The 19,154-nt window shown below is 65.4% G+C and carries 12 protein-coding genes and 5 pseudogenes; 6 read left to right on the top strand and 11 right to left on the bottom strand.

The genetic code is table 11. From position 1 onward, the window contains the following. Positions 1-4: 4 nt before the first annotated feature. Together KGD87_RS28580 and KGD87_RS28575 are read left to right on the top strand one after the other, a co-directional pair. Positions 5-1,210, top strand: coding sequence for a PilW family protein (locus KGD87_RS28580; RefSeq protein WP_284664124.1), 1,206 nt, complete (start codon positions 5-7; stop codon positions 1,208-1,210). A gap of 2 nt (positions 1,211-1,212) precedes the next feature. Beyond that, positions 1,213-1,860, top strand: coding sequence for a pilus assembly FimT family protein (locus tag KGD87_RS28575; RefSeq protein WP_284664123.1), 648 nt, complete (start codon positions 1,213-1,215; stop codon positions 1,858-1,860). Between the two features lie 74 nt (positions 1,861-1,934). Here the strand turns inward: KGD87_RS28575 and ileS are convergent, their stop codons facing one another. Further along, on the bottom strand, positions 1,935-4,835 hold the full coding sequence (ileS, locus tag KGD87_RS28570; RefSeq protein WP_284664122.1) for an isoleucine--tRNA ligase: 2,901 nt from the start codon (positions 4,833-4,835) through the stop codon (positions 1,935-1,937). A 124-nt stretch (positions 4,836-4,959) separates the two neighbouring features. Between ileS and KGD87_RS28565 the strand changes: the two genes are divergently transcribed. Beyond that, positions 4,960-5,223 (top strand): hypothetical protein, encoded by a 264-nt coding sequence (locus tag KGD87_RS28565; RefSeq protein ID WP_284664121.1) that lies wholly within the window; start codon positions 4,960-4,962, stop codon positions 5,221-5,223. A gap of 299 nt (positions 5,224-5,522) precedes the next feature. Here the strand turns inward: KGD87_RS28565 and KGD87_RS28560 are convergent, their stop codons facing one another. Then, positions 5,523-6,419, bottom strand: a complete 897-nt coding sequence (locus tag KGD87_RS28560; RefSeq protein WP_284664120.1) for a reverse transcriptase domain-containing protein — start codon at positions 6,417-6,419, stop codon at positions 5,523-5,525. Positions 6,420-6,521: 102 nt separating this feature from the next. Here KGD87_RS28560 and KGD87_RS28555 point away from each other — a divergent pair. Continuing rightward, positions 6,522-7,933 (top strand): annotated as a pseudogene (locus KGD87_RS28555) (IS3 family transposase). Between the two features lie 18 nt (positions 7,934-7,951). Here the strand turns inward: KGD87_RS28555 and KGD87_RS28550 are convergent. From KGD87_RS28550 to istA, 4 genes and pseudogenes are all read right to left on the bottom strand, one after another. Next, a complete protein-coding gene (locus KGD87_RS28550) occupies positions 7,952-8,272 on the bottom strand; it encodes a hypothetical protein (protein WP_284664119.1) in 321 nt (106 codons plus the stop codon). A 458-nt stretch (positions 8,273-8,730) separates the two neighbouring features. Beyond that, positions 8,731-8,955 (bottom strand): annotated as a pseudogene (locus tag KGD87_RS37100) (ATP-binding protein); the annotation flags it as partial. Between the two features lie 12 nt (positions 8,956-8,967). After that, positions 8,968-9,222: pseudogene (locus tag KGD87_RS37095) on the bottom strand (ATP-binding protein); the annotation flags it as partial. Next, a pseudogene (istA, locus tag KGD87_RS28540) lies at positions 9,219-10,462 on the bottom strand (IS21 family transposase). The pseudogenes istA and KGD87_RS37095, both read right to left, overlap by 4 nt. A gap of 546 nt (positions 10,463-11,008) precedes the next feature. Between istA and tnpA the strand changes: the two are divergent. Beyond that, positions 11,009-11,224 carry an IS66 family insertion sequence element accessory protein TnpA gene (tnpA, locus tag KGD87_RS37090; RefSeq protein WP_502887963.1) on the top strand — a complete coding sequence of 72 codons (216 nt, stop codon included), beginning with the start codon at positions 11,009-11,011 and terminating at the stop codon, positions 11,222-11,224. 291 nt (positions 11,225-11,515) lie between these two features. Continuing rightward, positions 11,516-13,834 carry a zinc metalloprotease gene (locus tag KGD87_RS28535; protein ID WP_284664117.1) on the top strand — a complete coding sequence of 773 codons (2,319 nt, stop codon included), beginning with the start codon at positions 11,516-11,518 and terminating at the stop codon, positions 13,832-13,834. 55 nt (positions 13,835-13,889) lie between these two features. On the opposite strand, the pseudogene KGD87_RS28530 reads toward KGD87_RS28535, so the two are convergent. The 5 genes and pseudogenes from KGD87_RS28530 to KGD87_RS28510 all read right to left on the bottom strand — a co-directional run bounded on the left by KGD87_RS28530 (position 13,890) and on the right by KGD87_RS28510 (position 19,011). After that, a pseudogene (locus KGD87_RS28530) lies at positions 13,890-14,557 on the bottom strand (transposase). A 240-nt stretch (positions 14,558-14,797) separates the two neighbouring features. Next, positions 14,798-15,631, bottom strand: a complete 834-nt coding sequence (locus tag KGD87_RS28525; RefSeq protein WP_284664116.1) for a hypothetical protein — start codon at positions 15,629-15,631, stop codon at positions 14,798-14,800. After that, positions 15,631-16,647, bottom strand: coding sequence for a TadE family protein (locus KGD87_RS28520; protein WP_284664115.1), 1,017 nt, complete (start codon positions 16,645-16,647; stop codon positions 15,631-15,633). The genes KGD87_RS28525 and KGD87_RS28520 overlap by 1 nt, the downstream gene beginning before the upstream one ends. A 1-nt stretch (position 16,648) precedes the next feature. Then, complete coding sequence (locus KGD87_RS28515; protein WP_284664114.1) at positions 16,649-18,265, bottom strand: pilus assembly protein TadG-related protein; 1,617 nt, start codon at positions 18,263-18,265, stop codon at positions 16,649-16,651. Then, positions 18,262-19,011: a TadE/TadG family type IV pilus assembly protein gene (locus KGD87_RS28510; protein ID WP_284664112.1), complete on the bottom strand. Its 750-nt coding sequence runs from the start codon at positions 19,009-19,011 to the stop codon at positions 18,262-18,264. Before KGD87_RS28510 ends, KGD87_RS28515 begins: the two co-directional genes overlap by 4 nt. Positions 19,012-19,154 lie beyond the last annotated feature (143 nt).

The raw sequence follows: 19,154 nt of genomic DNA, 5'->3' as shown, positions 1-19,154 counted from the left end.
TCCCATGTCGCCTCGTATCCGCGGCTTCACGCTGCTCGAGGTGATGATTGCCAGCGCCATTGGCCTCATCGTGCTTGGCGCGGGGCTGGTCGCGGCCATGCAGATGCAGCGGCGCGCCCTGTTCGAAGAGCAGACGATGCAGGCCCAGGTCGCCGGGAGGACGCTGGCGGAGTTGATCACCTCCGACCTGCAGCGCGCCGGCACGGGCATGGGCAATGCGCCCATCATCTTCAGTGACACCCGCGTCCAGACCGCCGTCCAGGTGTGGACCGAGCCAGACCTCCGGGTCGCCGATGCGACGCGCCCCTTTCCCACGGACCTGGGCTTCGCCCTGCCGCCCCCGGGGATTCTTGAGAACGAGCGGTCGGATGTGCTCCAGATTCACTGGGGCAATCCCCGCGCCTTGGTGAACCTGACGACGGTCGGCTGCGCTGGCCCCGGTGTGAGGAACGGAATGCAGGGCTTCTGCCTGGTGCCCAACTCCTCCAACCGGCTTCAGCCTGTCGGAGGGGCGACCTCGACCCCGGCCTTCGTCGTGAACCCGAACCAGCTTTTGGCCTGCCATGTGCGCGTCACCAACGTGGACCCGGCCAACAACCTGCTCACCGCCGAGCCAGGTATCGGCGATGAGCGTACGACCTCGGGCCCCTGCTTCGATCCAGGGGCAGGACCGTGGAGCATCAACTCCGAGCAGGAAACCTGGCGCATCATGCAGGCCCAGAGCGCGACCTACCGGGTGAACTGGGCCAGTGGCACCCCCATATTGGAGTACCTGGGGCCCGGAGCTGTGGACTGGGTGGCGTTGAGCCGGGATGTGGAGCGCCTCAAGGTCCGGCTAGGCGTGGTCGCAATCGCGGCCCCGTTCGGTGGCATGCGCTGGTTCCCCGATGAGGAGAACGGCCAGCCCCTGGCGCTGGATGAATGCGAGCGTACGACCTGCCCCATCGAGGTGCATCCAAGTGAGTCGGTCGCCCCCGCCTCGGATGAGGAACTGCGTCTCCGGTTGGGGCAGCGCATCCGAGAGGTGGAGGTTACCCTCGTCGTCCGCACGCCGAGGCAGAACCGGGAGGCCTTCGACCCCACCCAGCCCATCATTAGAGACCGGGAAGGTTTCCCCGTTGATGGCTTCAAGCGGCGCACCTTCACCTTCCGGGTGTCGCTCCGGAACTTTGCCGCTGGCGGCCTGCTGCCCGTCCCGGTGGGACCTTGAGCATGAAGCACACACGAGGAATCACCCTGCTGGAGATGATGGTCACCGTGGCCATCGCTTCCATCCTGCTCGCCGCGGCACTGGTAGGCATCCAGACGCCCGTCGACCGCCAGCGGGAGAACGAGGCCACGCGCGAGCTGTGGGCCTCCACGCTCCGAGCCCGGCAGCGCGCCATCTCCACCAACCAGCCCGTGCGCATCGTCGTGGATGAGGCTGTTCCCCGCGGCGATGGAACCACGCGCACCGTGGCCCGGTGGGAACAGCTTCAGTGCGACAACACCTGGGACAACGCGAGCTGTCCCTCCGCCGGCTGCGAGAACGTCACCTGCCGCGCCAACCCGGACTGCTGCAGCGAGCTGGGCCCGGACATCATCCTCCCCGTCTCCATGAATGCCGCCGCGATTCACGGGCTCTGCTACATGCCCGGCTCCGGCCGACCCGTGCGCCCGGGCGACCTGGGCTGCATGCGAGACTCGCTCGATGACACGCCCGCGCTGGATGCCGCGGCTCCGGGCAACCTCCGCTTCGACTTCACCTCGGGCCGCGCGCGCAGCCTCATCATGGTGGAGCCGCGGACAGGACTGGCCAGCGTGCTGGACTGCGACTCCCAGGCGGCCATCGACCGCCAGGTGGCGGAGTGCACGAACTGAGCTCGCGCCTCGCCTGAGGAGCCCCGCCCCTCCCCGGAGTCACCCGCCGGGGAGGGCTTCACGCAGGCGGCCCGCTACGCCGCCAGCGCCTCGCGGCACTTGAGGCAGACCTCACCGCCCTGCCCCACCGCTTCCGAGTACGTCCAGCAGCGCGGACACTTCTCGCCGTGCGCTAGGAGCACCTCGGCCGTCACGCGGACGCCTTCGCCGAACGCCTGCGCCACTTCCAGCGTCTGCGCCGCGTCCCCCTTCACGTCCGCCAGCTCCACCTGGCTGGTGATGAAGAGGCCCGGCAGCTCGGCCAGGTTCGCGTGGAGGAAGTCGCGCGCCGCGCCCTCCGCCGTCAGCACCACCCGCGCCTCCAGCGACGCGCCGATGCGCTTGTCCCGCCGCGCCGCCTCCAGCACGCCCTGCACCGCGCCGCGCACCGCGAAGAGCTTCGCGTAGCGCTCGGCCAGCGCCGGCTCCAGCTTCGCGGACACCACCGGGAAGCCGCCCAGGAAGACGCTCTCCGCCGGCTTACCCGGCAGCGTCTGCCACGCCTCCTCCGCCGTGAAGCTCATCACCGGCGCCAAGAGGCGCAGCAGCACCGAGGCCACCTCGTACAGCACCGTCTGCGCGCCGCGCCGGGGCTGCCCGTCCGCGCGCCACGTGTAGAGCCGGTCCTTGAGGATGTCGAAGTACACCGCCGACAAGTCACCGGCGACGAAGTCCACCACCGTCGCGTACACAAGGTGGAACTCGTAGTCCTCGTACGCCTTGCGCACCCGCGCCACCACCTCCGCCAGCCGCCCCAGCGCCCAGCGGTCCAGCGGCAGCAGCTCCGCCTCCGGCACCGCGTGCTTCGCCGGGTCGAAGTCGTAGAGGTTGCTCAGCGCGTAGCGGACGGTGTTGCGAATCTTCCGGTAGCCCTCCGACAGGCCCTTGAGAATCTGGTCCGACAGGCGCACGTCGTTGCGGTAGTCGCTGGCCGCCACCCACAGGCGCAGCACCTCCGCGCCGTACTGCTGGATGACCTTGTCCGGCGCCACCACGTTGCCGCGGCTCTTGGACATCTTCTCGCCCTGGCCGTCCACCACGAAGCCGTGCGTGAGGCAGGCCTTGTACGGCGACACGTCACGCGTGCCCACCGCCACCAGCATGGACGAATGGAACCAGCCGCGGTGCTGGTCGCTGCCCTCCAGGAAGAGGTCCGCCGGAATCCGCTGCCGCTGCTCCAGCACCGCGGAGAACATGCACGCCGAGTCGAACCACACGTCGAGGATGTCCGTCTCGCGGCGGAACTCCCCCTTGCCGCAGCGCGGGCACTGGAAGTCCGCGCCCAGGAAGTCCTTCACCGGCGTGCGGTACCACACGCCCACGCCTTCCTTCTCCACCGCCGCCGCCACCCGCTCCATCAGCTCGGGCGACACCACGGCCTCCTCGCAGCCCTCGCAGTAGGCGATGCAGATGGGCACGCCCCACGTCCGCTGCCGGCTGATGGTCCAGTCCGGCCGCGTCTCCAGCATGCCGCGGATGCGGCTGTGCCCCCACGAGGGCACCCACTGCACCGTGTCCACCTGCTCCAGCACCACCTGACGGAATGTCTGCGTCCCGTGGAATGGCGCGTCCATGGGGATGAACCACTGGTACGTCGCGCTCAGGATGACGGGGTTGCGGCAGCGCCAGCAGTGCGGATACGTGTGCGCCACCGTGTCCGTGGCGCCGTTGAGCAGCGCGCCCTTCTCCACCAGCAACTGGATGACGACGGGGTTCGCCTCGAACACGCGCCGGCCTTCCAGCACCGGCCCCACCGTGTCGTCGTAGCGGCCATCCGGACGCACGGGGTTGTAGATGTCCAGCCCGTACTTCAGGCCGACCTCGTAGTCCTCCTGGCCGTGCCCCGGCGCGGTGTGCACCAGGCCCGTACCGGCCTCCAGCGTCACGTGCTCGCCCAGGATGACGCGGCCCCGGCGCTCGTAGAGCGGGTGCTGGTACGTCAGGTGCTCCAGCTCCTCGCCGCGCGCGTACGCCAGGATGCGCGACGGGTCCACCAACGCCGCAGCGGAGACTTCGCCGCCGGGCAGCTCCACGTGCTTCACCGCCAGCTCGTCCGCCTTCACCTCCGCCAGCACCTTGGGCAACAGCTCCCGCGCCACGCAGATGACACGCGGGCCGAGCTGGTAGAAGACGTACTCGAACTCCGGGTTGACGGCGACGGCCAGGTTGGACGGCAGCGTCCACGGCGTGGTCGTCCAGATGGCGAAGGCCACGTCCTTGCCCTTCAGCGAAGGCACGCGCTCAGCCAGCTCCGCGCCGGCCTGGAAGGCCACGTACACGGAGGGCGAGGTGTGGTTCTCGTACTCCACCTCCGCCTCCGCCAGCGCCGTCTGGTCGTACAGACACCAGTACACGGGCTTCTTGCGGCGGTAGAGCATGCCGCGCCTGGCGAAGGTGGCCAGCTCGCGAATCTCCTGGGCCTCGTAGGTGAAGTCGAGCGTCTTGTACGGCTGCTCCCACGAGCCGAACACGCCCAGGCGCTGGAACTCGGCCTTCTGGATGTCGACGAACTCCAGCGCGTAGGCGCGGCACGCCTCCAGGAAGGCGTCGCGAGCCAGCGTGCGCTTGTCGACTTTCTTGTCCTTCAGCCGCTTCTCCACGGCCTGCTCAATCGGAAGCCCGTGCGTGTCCCAGCCGGGGATGAAGTCACACCGGCGGCCGGACAGGTTCCGGTACTTCACCACGATGTCCTTGAGGACCTTGTTGAGCGCGTGGCCCGCGTGCAGGTGGCCGTTGGCGTAGGGCGGACCGTCGGGCAGGACGAAGGGCTCCGCGCCCGCGTTCTGCTCGAGAATCTTCCCCCAAATCCCCCGCTCCGCCCACCAGCCGAGCATGCGCGGCTCGAGCTGCGCCAGGTTCCCCTTCATGGGGAAGTCGGTGCGCGGCAGGTTGACCGAGTCCTTGAAGTCCTTGTCCTTCGGGGGCGTGTCGCTCATGTCGAGCGGCCGTAACACGCGACCCCCAAGCGCTTCAATGCACTCGCGCCCCACGCTATGCTGGACAACCAGACAAGGAGGAACCTGTCAGCTCCTCCGCCCAACACCACTGCGAGGACTGCCCATGAAGCACTTCGGACTGCTGCTCTTCCCGCTGACGGTCCTGCTCCTGGCAGGCTCGGTCGAGGCCGCGCCGCCCATCCAGGACGAGGATGGCAACGACATCGAGCTTCCCAAGCACGATGCCAAGCAGACCCAATGCATCTCCAAGTGCCAGGAACCCGTCGCGAAGTGCATCGGTGAATGCGAGGGGAATGACCGCAACTGCCAGCTTCGCTGTGCGCAGGCAATGGAGCGCTGCGCACGGAAGTGCGGCGTCCGGCTCTGACGGGGCGCTACCCGCGCCACATCACCGGTGAGTAGGCGGGTAGACCAGGGAGATCACCCTCCCTGGCCCCACACCATCGGTCGCGGTAGGGACGGGCTCACGGCCCGCCCGTCGCACAGATCCTGACAGGCAGGGCTACCGCATCCGGCTCTTGCCTCGGGCTCTGGCGTCGAATGGCGCCTCGGGCTATGGATGCTGCTTCTTCTCGAGTAGGAGCCAGCGCCGGACGAGGCGACTCATCGGTCGCGGTAGGGACGGGCCTCACGGCCCGCCCCCCGCACAGATCCGGACAGGCAGGGCTACCGCATCCGCCTCTTGCCTCGGGTTCTGGCGTCGAATCGCTCCTCGGGCCATGGATGCTGCTTCTTCGCGAGTGGGAGCCAGCGCCGAACCAGGCGACTCATCCGCCCCCAGCAGGGCCGGTCTCGCTGCCCGCGACGCTTGAGCGCGCGGTGCCAGTGCCAGATGACCTGGGAGCGGAATTGGGACATCGCCCTCGTGTTGGTGGGGACTCCGTGGTACGCGAAATACCCGCGCACCACCCCCCGCCAGCCCTGCGCTGGGATGGGCAGGTGCCGACGACGCTGAAGCTCGGCTTTCACCTCGCTCAGCTTCGCCCGCATCCGCTTGCGCATCGTCTGCCGCTGGAGAAGAAACTTCCCTGCCTTGGTTCGGGCGCAAAGGTGCGTCAGACCCAGGTAGTTGAAGGTCTCCGGCTTCTCGAGTCCCCGTGCCTTGCGCCGTTCGGCAGCCATCCTGCCGAACTCAATGAGGCTCGTCTTCTCGGAGTGCAGTTCCAGCGAGAACTTCCGGAATCGCTCCCGGAGGCTCTCCAGGAACTGCTCGGCATCCGTGCGGTGTTGGAATCCAACGATGAAGTCGTCGGCATACCGCGTGACGATGACATCGCCCCGTGCGTGCCTCCTCCTCCACTGCTGAATCCAGAGGTCGAAGACGTAATGGAGGTAGATGTTCGCCAGCAGCGGCGAGGCTGTTGCCCCTTGTGGCGTCGCCTCCTCCGTTGCCGCCCACACCCCCTTCTCCATCACCCCCGCGCTCAGCCAATTCTGGATGAGACGCAGGACCCGCTCGTCCGCGATGCGATGCTGAACGAACTTCATCAGCCACTCGTGATTGATGGCATCGAAGAAGCCACGAATGTCCGCGTCCAGCACCCAGTTCACCTTCTTGCGCAACAGCCCCACCGCGAGTGCGTCCAGCGACTGCCCTCTCTGCCAACGTGAGTGAGACAGTCCGTACCCGGAAGTTTAGTGTGCAGGGCGACCCAGGCAGGAACGATGACCGCAGTGGTGGAAGAGGCTCGTGTCATGGAGACCGAGGTGGTGGAGAAGGCCAGGCGGCGAGGCTTCACGGCGGAGTACAAGCTGAGGGTGCTGGCGGAGGCAGACCGCAGCACGAAGCCCGGTGAAGTGGGGGCGCTGCTGCGCCGAGAAGGGCTGTACTCCTCGCTCTTGAGTGCTTGGCGACGCCAGCGCGATGCGGGGGAGTTGTCGGCTCGCAGTCCGAAGAAGCGCGGCCCGCAGGCCCAAGTGCCCGACGCGAGCGCCCGGCGCGTCGCCGAACTGGAGAAGGAGTTGGCCCGGGCCCAGGTGCGCCTCAAGCGCGCCGAGGCGCTGCTGGACCTTCAAAAAAAGTTTCGGAAATCTTGGGCGTGGAGCTGCCCAAGCCCGACGAGGAGCCCTGATGGCCGTGGCACTGGAGGCCGTCGACGCAATGGGCGTGGCGCCGGTGTGCCAGGCACTGGGCCTGCCGCGCGCCACCTTCTACCGGCAGGCTCAGCCCCGACACGGGCCGGTGCACAGGCCCAGCCCACCCAGGGCCCTCCCGCCCGAGCAACGGGCCGAGGTGCTCTCGGTGCTGCACGAGCCGAGATTCGTGGATGCCGCGCCCGCGGAAGTCTACGCGCAGCTCCTCGATGAGGGCCGCTACCTGTGCTCGGAGCGCACCATGTACCGGGTGCTCGCTGAGAATCAGCAGGTGCGCGAGCGCCGCGGGCCAGTTGCGCCACCCCAACCACCCGGTGCCCCAACTGCACGCGACGAAGCCCAATGAACCCTGGAGCTGGGACATAACGAAGCTGCACGGCCCGTCGAAGTGGACGTACTTCTACCTCTACGTCGTCATGGACGTCTTCAGCCGCTACGTCGTCGGGTGGATGGTGGCCCACCGCGAGTCAGCCACCCTGGCCAAGAAGCTGCTGGCGACAACCTGCGAGCGCCAGGGCGTGGTGCCCGGCCAGCTGACGATTCGCGCCGACCGGGGCTCCTCCATGACTTCCAAGCCGGTGGCTTTGCTGATGGCCGACCTGGGCGTAACGAAGACGCACTCGCGGCCCTACGTCTCCAACGACAACCCCTTCAGCGAGGCCCACTTCAAGACGATGAAGTACCAGCCCGACTTTCCCGAGTGCTTCGGCTGCATTCAGGACGCTCGCGGCCACTGCGGTGACTTCTTCGGCTGGTACAACAACGAGCACCACCACGGCGGCCTCGGCCTGCTGACACCCTATGACGTGCACCACGGCTTGGCTGCCGAGCGCCTCGCGGCCCGGAGCGCGGTACTCGCCGCGGCCTACGCCGCTCACCCCGAGCGCTTCCCTCGCGGTGCACCCACGCCGAAGGTTCCGCCCACCATCGTCTGGATAAGCGACCCCGCGCGGCGCTCCACCTCACTGGAGGCTGCTCAGTAATTTCTTGAACTCACTGTCTCACTTGCGTTGACAGGTTCCGCTGGTGCTGGCTGCGCCCTGGGCGGAAGCCGTACGAGAAGCCGAGAAAGTCCCCTCGTAGATGGCGTTCATCACCTCGACGACGGCGCGCTGGACGAGTTTGTCCTCCAGCGCGGCGATGCCGAGCGGTCGCTGCCGCGCGTCCGCCTTGGGGATGTATACCCTTCGAGACGGCCTCGCTCGATACGCCCCTGTGTGCAGCCGTCCGTGGAGGCTCTGCAGGTTGCCCTCCAGCCCTTTTCGGTAGGCCTCCCACGTGACGCCGTCCACCCCGGGTGCCGCATTCCGGCACAGGGCCATGAATGCTTCCCGGAGCCGCTCCACCGTCACGTGGTGCAGGAGCGCCGTGAACTTCGCCTCCTTGTCCCTTATTGCTGCTCGACGTACCCGGCCCAGCGAACTGGGCGCGCGTGTCCGGCACTGCGTCCGGGGCGCGTTTTGCTGGTCCTGGTTCCCCTGGGCTGGGCCCCTTCCCTCCACCGCCTCTGCAGCCGCACCTGCGACCTTGTTCAGCAGCTTCGTTGGTACTACGGGCCCATCCGACTTCCTCCCCCCGTGCATCACCGGAGTACGGCTGTCAGGCGACAGGAACTTTTGACCCCCTTACGTCACTAAAACTGACCCCCTCCCCGGGCCCAGTTGGACTGCGCCGTGATGCTACGTCGTTTCCCTGCGTGCGTCCGCCGGAGCGCGCCCTCGCTGCTTCTCAAGCGAGGGCGCGCGCAGGCCACGTCCGAGGCACTGCGCTCGTGCTCGACTCAGCCGTCGTTGCCAGGCGGCGCGCTGCGGCCCAGCAGCCCCGCCTTGCGCTTCTGGCGTAGCCGGTAGCTGTCGCCCTGGATGAGCACCGTGTGGCTGTGGTGCAGCAGTCGGTCGAGGATGGCGGCGGCCAGCACGTCGTCGCCGAAGACGCCGCCCCACTGGCCCACCAACTGGTTGGTGGTAATCAGCAGGCTGCCCTTCTCGTAGCGTCGCGCCACCAGCTTGCTGTCCACCGAGGGCTGTGCCTTGAAGTCGAAGTCCTCCAGCGTCTTCACCGCGGGGAAGTGGGCGATGGTGATTCCCATGCTCACGCGCTTCTTCTGCTTGGCGCCTATCTCCTCGCGCAGCAGCGCGTCGAGGAAGTCCAGGTAGGTGGGCTCGGTGCGGGCCGCCTCCGACAGCAGCGCGTCGAGCCGCTCGGCCAGGTGGCCCAGGCGCAGCCGGCCCAGGTGCTCCCGTACGCGCGCGTGGACCAGGTCGTGGCTCATGCGGCACCTCGCTTCGAGTCCTGCTCCACGACGGCGGCGTAGTCCTCCAGCGAGCGCCCGAGGCCTGTCAGCGACGAGTCCTTCTCGGAGCGTTCCTCGTCACGCGGACGCCACAGCCCCTCCCAATGCGCCGGGTCGACGACGCGCGCGTGCGGCTGCCGATGGCGAGCGTGCGTGGCCACCAGCGCACCGGCGTGGAAGATGCGCACCTCGTCGTCCCCCACCTGCACCTCGACATTCTCACGCACCAGCCGGTGCGGCACGCTGTAGCGCACTGTGTCCACGTCCACGAGCGCGTCGTTGGCCACCTTGCGCTTGAGCCGCTGGTGACGGCGCGGCAGCACTCGCAGGGGCAGCGGGCGCAGGGCGGCCTTCTCCTCGCGCTCGAAGCGCTCCAGGGGCGGCTCGTGCGTGGTGCCGTGCACGCGCTCATCCGCCTCGCCCATCCACTGCGCCAGGTGGGCCTCCATCGCACCGAAGGCCTCGAAGTCCCGGCCCGCCAGCGCGTTGCGCTTGACGTACTTGACGCCCGACTCCGTCTTGCCCTTGGTACGAGCGCGGTAGGGCCCGCACGCCTTGGGCGTCACGTCCCAGTCCCGGCAGAACTGCACCCAGGCCGGGTGGAAGCGCACGGTGCCCGCCTGCCGGTTGTTCTCTTCCACCAGGGGCCGGGCGTTGTCCGAGAGCACCTCCAGCGGCACGCCCCGAAGTGCACGAAGGCCGCGGCCACGCCCTCGCGCCAGTCGTCCCCACGCTGGTTGAGGAAGGCTCGCACGAACAAGCGCCTGGAGAAAGAGAGCACCGCCACCAGCAGGAAGACCTTCACCACCTGCCCGCCCAGCCGCACCTTCTTCTCGCCGAAGTCCACCTGCATCTGCTGCCCTGGCTTCGTCTCGAACCGCACCGTCGCCGTCTGAGCTGCGTGCACCTGGCGCCGCCTCTTCTCCACCGCGCGTTGCACGGTGCGCACGCTGGCCTCCACTCCCTCCTGCGCCAGCAGCGCCTTGACGACAACGGCGTTACCTTCAGCAGCCGAATCCCAGAGTTCCACCGCGCGCTGCTGCTCGCTCTCGGTGAGCCGCCGGGCCTTCGGTCGGACCTGCGTGTCGGCCGCACTCCCCGCACGCAGGTAGCGCCGCACCGTGTTGCGCGCCACGCCCACCTCTCGCGCGATGCGCTTGGCGCCCCAGCCCGCCTCCGCCAGCACGCGCACCTGCCGCACCACTTCCTGCTCGACCATCGACTCCTCCGCTGTCGAGCGGAGGGCTACTACTGCTGTCCCTTCCATTGCTGCCTACCTCCCTGGTTTGCAGGCCCGGAGAGGGGGTCAGTTTTAGTGGCACGAGGGGGTCAATTTTGCTGTCGCTCTACAACGGCCATCGGCCTTCCCGATGCGGCCCACAGCGCCTTCCGCAGTGGGCGGGGAGAGGACCTCCCGGTTCTCGCGCATGGAGTGTCCACGCATGCGAAGGTTCTCCGACCGCGCAGGACCGTTCCGGGACTCGCTCTCCTGTCCCGGTCCATGTTGCCTTCCGCTTCGGATAACAGCGTCGGCGCCCTGGTGTAGTTGATTTCGCGGCTCAATAGCCCTGCCTGCGCTTCCCCCTGTCAACGCTTCGCCTACACCCTCACGAGTGCCGACGCATGACTCGGGGCCATCATGGGGTGCGAGCCCTTCGATGTACGACTCTTTCATTCGCTACTCCATGCCGGTTTATCCCGGCGCAATACCCGCTGCACGAGCCCCGTCTGGATGGGATGAGCCGAAGCACGCAAGGTGGTGCGCATGGCGAATGCGGAGCTGTGGAAGAAGCGAGTGGAGGAGTGGCGCACCAGTGGGCTGAGTGCGGAGGAGTACTGCCGTGGGAAGGAGTTCACGCCCAGCCCGCTGTACCGGTGGTCGAGTCGGCTGGCGAAGGCGGGGCGTGGAGAGGCGGAGGCGGCGGTGCCGCTGATTTGGCCAACTAATTCCCGAGCGACCCTTGCACATCTATCGACCTAACCTCGCGCTCAATTCCTCTGAACTGAGTGCTCAAAATGAGAGTCAGGCCCGATCTGCATGCAATAAAAATCCCATAACACAACGGATTACCACCTCTAATATCACTTCAACCACATTTCCAAATCGCATCAATGCCAACAGCAACAGACGTTATTCTCAGCAGTGCCACTCACTCCAAAATAAGATTCCAAAAGAGAACCAGCCCCTACCCCAACAGACCTCCACAAACCACCACGCCACCCTCTGAATATGCACGCAAGCTCACCACTCCCCAAGACCACACACGCCATTATGACCACGCGCGTTCCGAACAAAATAGGCATCCTCTCACTACTGGGATGCCTTCTCCTCTCCGCGTGCTCCGAACCAGAGCAAATCCAGCAACCACAACACCACAACACCACAGAGCAGCAACTCACGACACCTAAAGCGCGCGTACTCGGGATCAGTAGTTGGGTTGGGTATTACCGCGCACGCAGCGCGTCCAGCGGGGTATCTAGCGAACTCACGACCACTCTCACTTGGTCAGCGAATCTGACTTATACGGCCCCTGTTCGACTAACCTTAATCGGCTTTTCTGGCATTGGCTATGCACAGATTGGACCGGGCTTCGCCAATTTCGAAAAAAATGAAGAAATAACATTCCAGGGCATCCCCGTATCCACCACAACAGCGAGATGCGCTGACACCGTTCCGGCCTTCAACGCCAGCATGACGTTTCCTTCAGACAGCACATACTCGTTTCACCCATTCGGCGCATTCACATCGAGGACGTGCAAGGGGACTATTACACAGTCTGGAACATCCGCAGATGGCGACATATTTTGGTACGGTTACCCAAACGCGACAGCCGCAAGCCTCTTCACGTTTCCACTTCCAGCAGTCACTGAGGAACTGCGCCTCAAAGGACAGCGCAAGTTTTTCACAGATGGAAGTACATTGATCCCCAGTGTTCCCGCCAATCCTATTCCTTTTGGCTCCACGCCAGTAGAGTGGGAAATCGAATGGGACCTGAGGCCCGAAGCAACAGACGTGGAGCTACACCTAACCGCCGACAACTATGATGACTGGCTGCCTCGCGGCTCCAGCGATTTTGGCTCATCGCTAACTGGCAGTGAACCTCCGGAACCAGGTTCAACTATTCAAGTACAAGCACAGGTAGTAGCTCAAGGCACCGTGACCCCGAGCGTGAAGCAGATCACCTTCATGCTCACCTCTTCTCAAATTCCAGGGACGGCGATGAATTCACCACCGATCCCGATCCCCCTTTTTGGAGAATCCCCCAAGGACCTACAGTTTGAGCCGGGGAAAAATGCGACCCACGGTCTAACCTTCATAAGCGAAGAAAAAGTCCAAACGCCGATCGGCGAATACACTCAAGCCAGGGCGGAGGTCTCCTCATATGATTTCGGCAGCTATGGGACCATCTGGGCGATTGGACAAACAGCAGACGACCGCTTTGTTGTTTCTAGAGTCACAACCTCGCCCTTGTCCCCCGATGTCTTTACTTCTTCAGCAGAGGGCGCGTTACTCCTCCCCAAACGCGCAGCCAACTCTCTCGTCGCCGAAAAATGGAAGCAAGACGAGAATGCATCGACACTATCCGACAGCGACGATAGTGATCAACTCCCCAATGGGAAAGGCGATGGACACCAAGGGGACGGCCTCACGCTTTATGAAGAGTATCGTGGCTTCATTCTCGAAGGGCAGCATACGCGTACACGCCCATCAGAGGTAGACTATTTTCTTCACAACGACTTTGGCTCCACAGCAACTTCAGGTATCCAGCTCTTCCAGTCCCTGACAGGATTGAAAGTCCGTCAACTCTATGGCTCAGAATACCTTTCCAGCACTCGCATTATAAACGCCCACCATGCAGGGGTTCCTCATATAGTCAATCAGCACTTGGTTGTCATGAAGCCAATTCTCGGCCTTTCGTTTTCTGAAACCGTGGGCGGTCCGAGCACTCCACAACACATCCAGTACGTCGGAATTGGCGAAAGAACACCGGCCGACGTCCTGACATCAACAGTGGCACATGAGCTTGCCCACTCGGTCAACGTTCCGCATCACGGGGAGGGCGGAATATTCAAGGCCTACTGGCAAACAACAGTTGTGGATGACGTAAGCGTCACCATTGAAACGCCTGCGTCCCCCCTTGGACTCAATTCGGGCAGAGTCGAGATCGGATATGAGCCCGGAACGATCTTCCCACTCCAGTCCAACCTGGCATTTCCAGCGCCGGACCAACTCCTCAACATTTCAGCCAAGTGCGCAGAGGACGGCACTCAAAGCGTCTTTAGCGGTGCGCATGATTGCATCATGCGATACCACGCCCAGGCGCTCATACGCGCTCAACCTGGCGGTGAACGCCACATTCGATGGATGCTTTCCTACAACAAAGCAGAATCTCCGGGGACGCAACTGTGCACGACGTCCAATGGCACTGGCTTTAACGACATTCCAGAGTCACGACACGGCGTGGGCTCTGCGGCTAGCGGCCGCGGGGACTGCGCTCACAAGGTATGTGTCAGCGATAAACACAATCACCCGCCTCGATTTGGAATACCAGGCCCCGTGCAATGCACGCTAATGCGAAATTTACAATAGTCCCCGCAGCACACCCAACGCCCTCCTCAAGCTATCACAGCTCAGTAATTCACACTTAAGGAGGCACAAGCCTGGGGTAAACAATCACAAAAAAATGCCAACGCGGCTGACCACCAAGTTGACCATGGATTTGGATTGACCTCCCACTGCGCGTCGAACAAGTCGGCGCGCAGTGGCAGGCCTGATGCGTTCTCGGGCGTCTGCGATTTCGTGAGGAGGCCGCGTGAGAGTGCATCCGCTTCCGGGTTAGCACTACTGCGGCAGGGACCCGAGGGGTGGACGGGGAGGCCGGGCGGGCAACGTGAGACGTGAGGCTGACGCCAATCTGGCAGTTGGTAACCTTCCCCGCCGAGCCGGTGTACTGCCGCTGGACGCCCACCGAGTGCTTTCCCTGCTTGAGGAAGCCCGTGTCGTCCACAATCCAGGCTTCCACCGACTCCCGCCGCGTCATCGCCTCCAGCGCGTACCTCGCAGCTGGCGCCGCACGTCCCGGTCGCTCCACTTCGAGTCCACGGCGAAGTGCAGCAGTCGCTGGTGCATGGCATCCACCCGCTCGGGGTCCGGACACGCACGGGCGGCGATGGGCTCCACACTCTTGCGCTCCCCCTCCTCCAGCAGACCCATGGCGTAGAGGGCGAACGAGCCGCGCCGGCTCTCCTCGCCCAGCACGTCGCCAATTTGCTGGAAGTACCTCTCAAGCCGCTGCACCGCGGCGCCGTTCATGAAGGAGTCCATACCTGCTTCATGAGTGGGGCGGATGGCGGCCGATGCAATGAGGGCCTACCAGCCCCCAGCCCTCCGTCGCACTCGCCCCCTCTCGTCCTACCCCTGACGCAGTAGTGTTACTCCTTCATGCCCCCAACGGTGGACATCCGTCCGCCCGGCAGCACGTCACGGGCGAGCTGCTGGTGCGGTTTCGAAATGAACTCTTAGCCGAGGCGACATCTTCCCTGACACAGGGGGTCACTTCGGCTGAACGCCCAGCTTGCGATAGAGCCCGACCATCATCGAGTCCCCTTCAGGCTGGGTGCGAACGGTCAGCTGCTCCGTGCCGCGCTGAAACACGCCAGGCTGTTCCGGGTCCTCGGCGAAGCCCGCCCGCCGCAGCTCGACCTGATAGAACTCCCGGACCTCCGCGGCCGTGGCCTTCACTGCGTACATGGCCATCTGCGAGCCTTCCAGGTTCGACCGCGTCACCTGCTCCGCGCCTGCCATCACCGGCGCCCATTCCAATTGGAGGCTCCCGGCCGGCGTGTACTTGGACACATCGGAGGTTCCCAAAATGAGCGTGACGGTGTTGTCCTGGTTCTTCTGGAAGATGACCGTGTAGGCAGTCAGCGTCTGCGTATCCAGCGCCGTCAGCATGGGCTCCGCAATCGGGGAGTTGAGCGCCTCCGGCGAGGAGGAGATGAACAGCCCCGCCGCCCGGAAGCGGTCCACCATGTGCTGGATGAGCGGGTCCATCTGCCAGGACGAGCGCGCGAGCTGGAGGTGCATGGGCACGCCATCCGTCACCTGGAGGCCGGGAGACTCGACCCAGGCCGTCACCCCCGGGATGTCCCAGCGGAACGCGGGCCGCGGTGATGGCGTCCCCGCATCCTGCTCGGACGGCTGCGCCACCACCGGCTTGCCGCTGGCGCCCGGAGTCTTCGCGGACGGGGGCTGCTTCGACTTCCCGGCAGCGCTCCCCTTTGCCTCCGCGGCCTGACGCACCTTCGGGGGGGCGGACTTCGACGTGTTGCCCAACCCCACGGAGGGCGCCGTCGCAAGAACCATGCACAGCGGCCACACGCGCATCAAGGACACTCGTCTCCCAGGAAGCATGAGTCCCGGCGGCCGTAGGACACAGGGTAGGGAATCGCCTGCCAGTTGAGTCCCGGAGGCAACAACCCCGGCGACGTGGGCCAACCCTTGTACCCCATGGTCGCCAGGCCGCCCATCGAGTCAGCGGGCAGCGGCTGACCGAAGAAGGCCTCCTCTCCCACGGCGCTCATCCAGAACATGTTCTCCGCGCCGAAGAAGAAGGGTATCGGAAGCCCTCCGACGACCGTCTGCGCCAGACGGCTCGCCGAGAAGTCCGGCCCAAAGGCATTCACCATCAAGCTGACGCCATAGACACTGGAAGCCATTCCCCAGTACGGCAGGTTCATGGGGCAGGGAGCGGGAATGTCGGGGATGATGGGGCACGAACCGGACTCGCCCGAGCCCGTCAGGCCCCAGTCATCCAGCATGCTGGTCAGGCGCCCGGTGCAGTCCCCCCCCTGGGCACGCCCCATGGCGCACACCCGGATGGGCCGCATCGCGTAGTGCTCCGCCTGGAAGAAGCCGCCTGTCTCCTGCTGGGCAACGCGCTGCGGAATCCGGAAGGCCGTCAGGTCCGCCTGCGCCGTACAGGAAATGCCGCCGCCGTCGCGATAGGCCACCGACGTGAAGACGGGATGCGGGTCGAAGGTCGGGCCGCCTTGACTGCACGACACCTGCATCCCCGTCGTCTGAGTCAAAGCGAGCGTGATGACGCCCGCGCCGTTGGTGGACGTGCGGCTGTCGAAGTCCCGGTAGCGGATGGCGGCGTCCTGCCCCGCGCGCTCCGCCGCCGCGGAAGAGGGCGATGAGTCATTGGGCCACTCATGCAACTTGTGCCCCGGCGCATCCAACATCGCGGAGTGCGCCGCTTCGGTCACCTTCACCGAAAGGAAGGACACCTCGGCGAAGTGAATGACGAAGAGGAGGATGGTGATGAAGACGAGCGAGCCGATGGCCATCTCCACCATCGCCTGGCCTCGCGAGGTGCGACGCGAAGGAGACATCTCCATGTCACGGCCCTCCCCTGTAGCCCGCCTCACGCAGGGCCTCGTATGCATCCGCCGCCCAGCCCACGCCGGCGCCGTTCAGCTCGTCCACGAAATCATCCTCGCCGCTCGAGTCCACGCTGGCGGGCACCAGCGTGGCGCGCCAGTACGGGTTGAGCAGGTTGGGCGGCTCGCGCCAGTGCTCGCGACGGTGGTAGTAGGCCAGCCCGGTGGACACCGCCGTCTGGCGGCTGATGTTCACCCCACCGCCCGCCGGCCCCAGGACGAGCCCGCTGTTGTCGAACCCGCTGTCCGTCCCCGCGAACCGGAAGCGGAACAGCAGGTTCCAGGGGTCCGCCTGGGTGCCACGCACGGAATAGTCCCGCTGGATGACCGCGAAGTTCTTCGGCTGCCCCCAGTTGTCATCCTTGTCCATGACCTTGACGCCGTTGTAGTCGACGAACATGGGCCAGACGGATGGACACCCCATCCGGTTGCGGCCATAGCAGGTCCCCATGTTGTGACGCGTCTGCGCCGGCTCCAGGTCCCCCGTCCCCAGGCGCGGAGACCAGCGGTGCCGGTCCGTGGCGTCGCTCGAATCCGAGCCAATGAGCAGCGACTCCGCGACACCGACACCAAAGGTCTGCGTCGGACATGGGGGTCGGCCGCGGGCGAAGGTGACGAAGGACAGGCCGTGGTCATCCGCGATGGAGTACGTATCCGTCGTGCCCAGGTACGTGCCATGGAGCGGCGTGCGGGCCCAGTAGGTGCTGCCATCTCCCTGAATCATCACCGTGTCCGGGGCGGTCAACCTTCGCTGGATGCCCTGGGTGACGAGCATGTCGTCGGTGGGAAAAATGCCGCGGTTGGCGACGAAGCTGTGGCCCCGGCTGCCCATGGCCGCATAGACGTGGTGTCCATTAATGAGGTTGGGCCACGCCACGGCCCCCAGGTAGGGCGTCACCTCGCGGCGCGTGGTGGAGACACCATCCACCCGGAGCTCCCCTGCCCAGCGGCTGCCTGCGCTGGCGCTGTCAATGATGTCGTTCGCGGCGGACTGACTGTTCAAGTCGAGCATCAGGCGCCCGTACTGGACGACCTGCCCCACGACGAACATCTGCTGCGCGGCCTGGCTGAGCCGCAGTGCTCGCTGCCCGGCGGGCCGCTCGAGCTGATCCCACCGCGGAGCAATCTCCGTGCGGTCATAACGAGAGAGCGCGCTCTGGCTGCGGGTGATGTCCCGGACGCCCTGGATGGCGCACCTGCAGAAGCTGCTGCACCCCGAGAAGGGGATGCAGCACGGCAGCAACGCGACGTAGGGGAGCATCGCGATGGTGTAGGCATTCCGCGTGGCGCCAATCTGCGCGCGGTAATAACTGCTCCAGTCGATGAGGCTCTGCACGGCGGCCTTGGAGACCAGGTGGCCAATCTGCGCCCGGCTCATCAAGGCCATCTCGTTGAAGACGCGCGCCGTCGTCGCCGCCTGGCTGTAGGCGGCGGCGTCCGCCGCGGCCTGGACCTCCATCTTCTCCTTCACCTTGGAGCCAAGCGACAAAGTCAAGGTCACCAGCAAGGTGAGCAACAACAACGTCAAGGCGAACAGCACCAGCGTCTGTCCGCGACTCAGGAGCTTGTGCGTCATAGGGCCTCGGGAGCAGGAGCGCAGTTCTGCGTCAGGAAGAAACGCCGCTGCACTGGCGTCAACATCCGGAGGGAAGCGGAGGCGTGGATGGGGATGACGTACTGCTCGGCATTCATCCGCCGCAGCGCTTCTTCACGAATCAACCCTTCCAGCCCGATGGGCGAAGGGCTCTGGGTCCACCTGGCACGCTGCGTCTGCATCAACGGATTCTGGTTCGTGTAGTCCCGCCATCCCCAGCGCGCCATCGTCAACCGGGCGATGACCCAGTTGGCGAAGGGAATCTTGAGCGGGAACCAGAAGACCAGCCGCGTCTCGAGCCGCACGATACCCGCCGGGTTGTCGAACTGGTCGAAGAGCGCGTCCTCATCCGGCACCGCAGTGGCCAGCGGACTGTCGCGGATGATCCACACGATGGCCCCGGTATGATTCCCGTCGGGCATCGCCACCCGGTTGGCCCGCCCTTCCGCGCCGTGGTACTGGTTGCCGCGACGGGCCGCGAAGGCATTCGCCAGCTTCTGCCCCGGTGAGCCCCCCGCGCCGCCCAGGAACGAATAGTAGCTGGGCATCAGCGCCAGGATGGCCGCGTGAGTCATGGCCTGACAGTCGCCGTGGTTGACGCTGCCAACCCGCGTCGCGCGAAAGGCGGCGTACTCCGCCATCAGCCGCCCCTGCAGCATCAGGAAGAGCTGCAGCGTCCCCAACATGATGAACACCATCAGGGGGAGCGTCAGGGCGGATTCCACCATCGCCTGCCCGGATTCGCCCCTTCGGCTCGGACGCTGTGAATTCATGACGGGCACATGTTCCGGGAATTCAGCCGCGATCGGACATACGTCAACTTGACGGGGCGTTCCTTGCATTTCACGCAGGAGAGCACGACTCCGCGACA

Origin of the sequence: Myxococcus sp. SDU36 (genome assembly GCF_030168875.1) — a bacterium.
Lineage (GTDB): Bacteria > Myxococcota > Myxococcia > Myxococcales > Myxococcaceae > Myxococcus > Myxococcus vastator.
The sequence above is the reverse complement of the archived record's forward strand: the minus strand, read 5'-3'. Positions and strand labels throughout refer to the sequence as shown.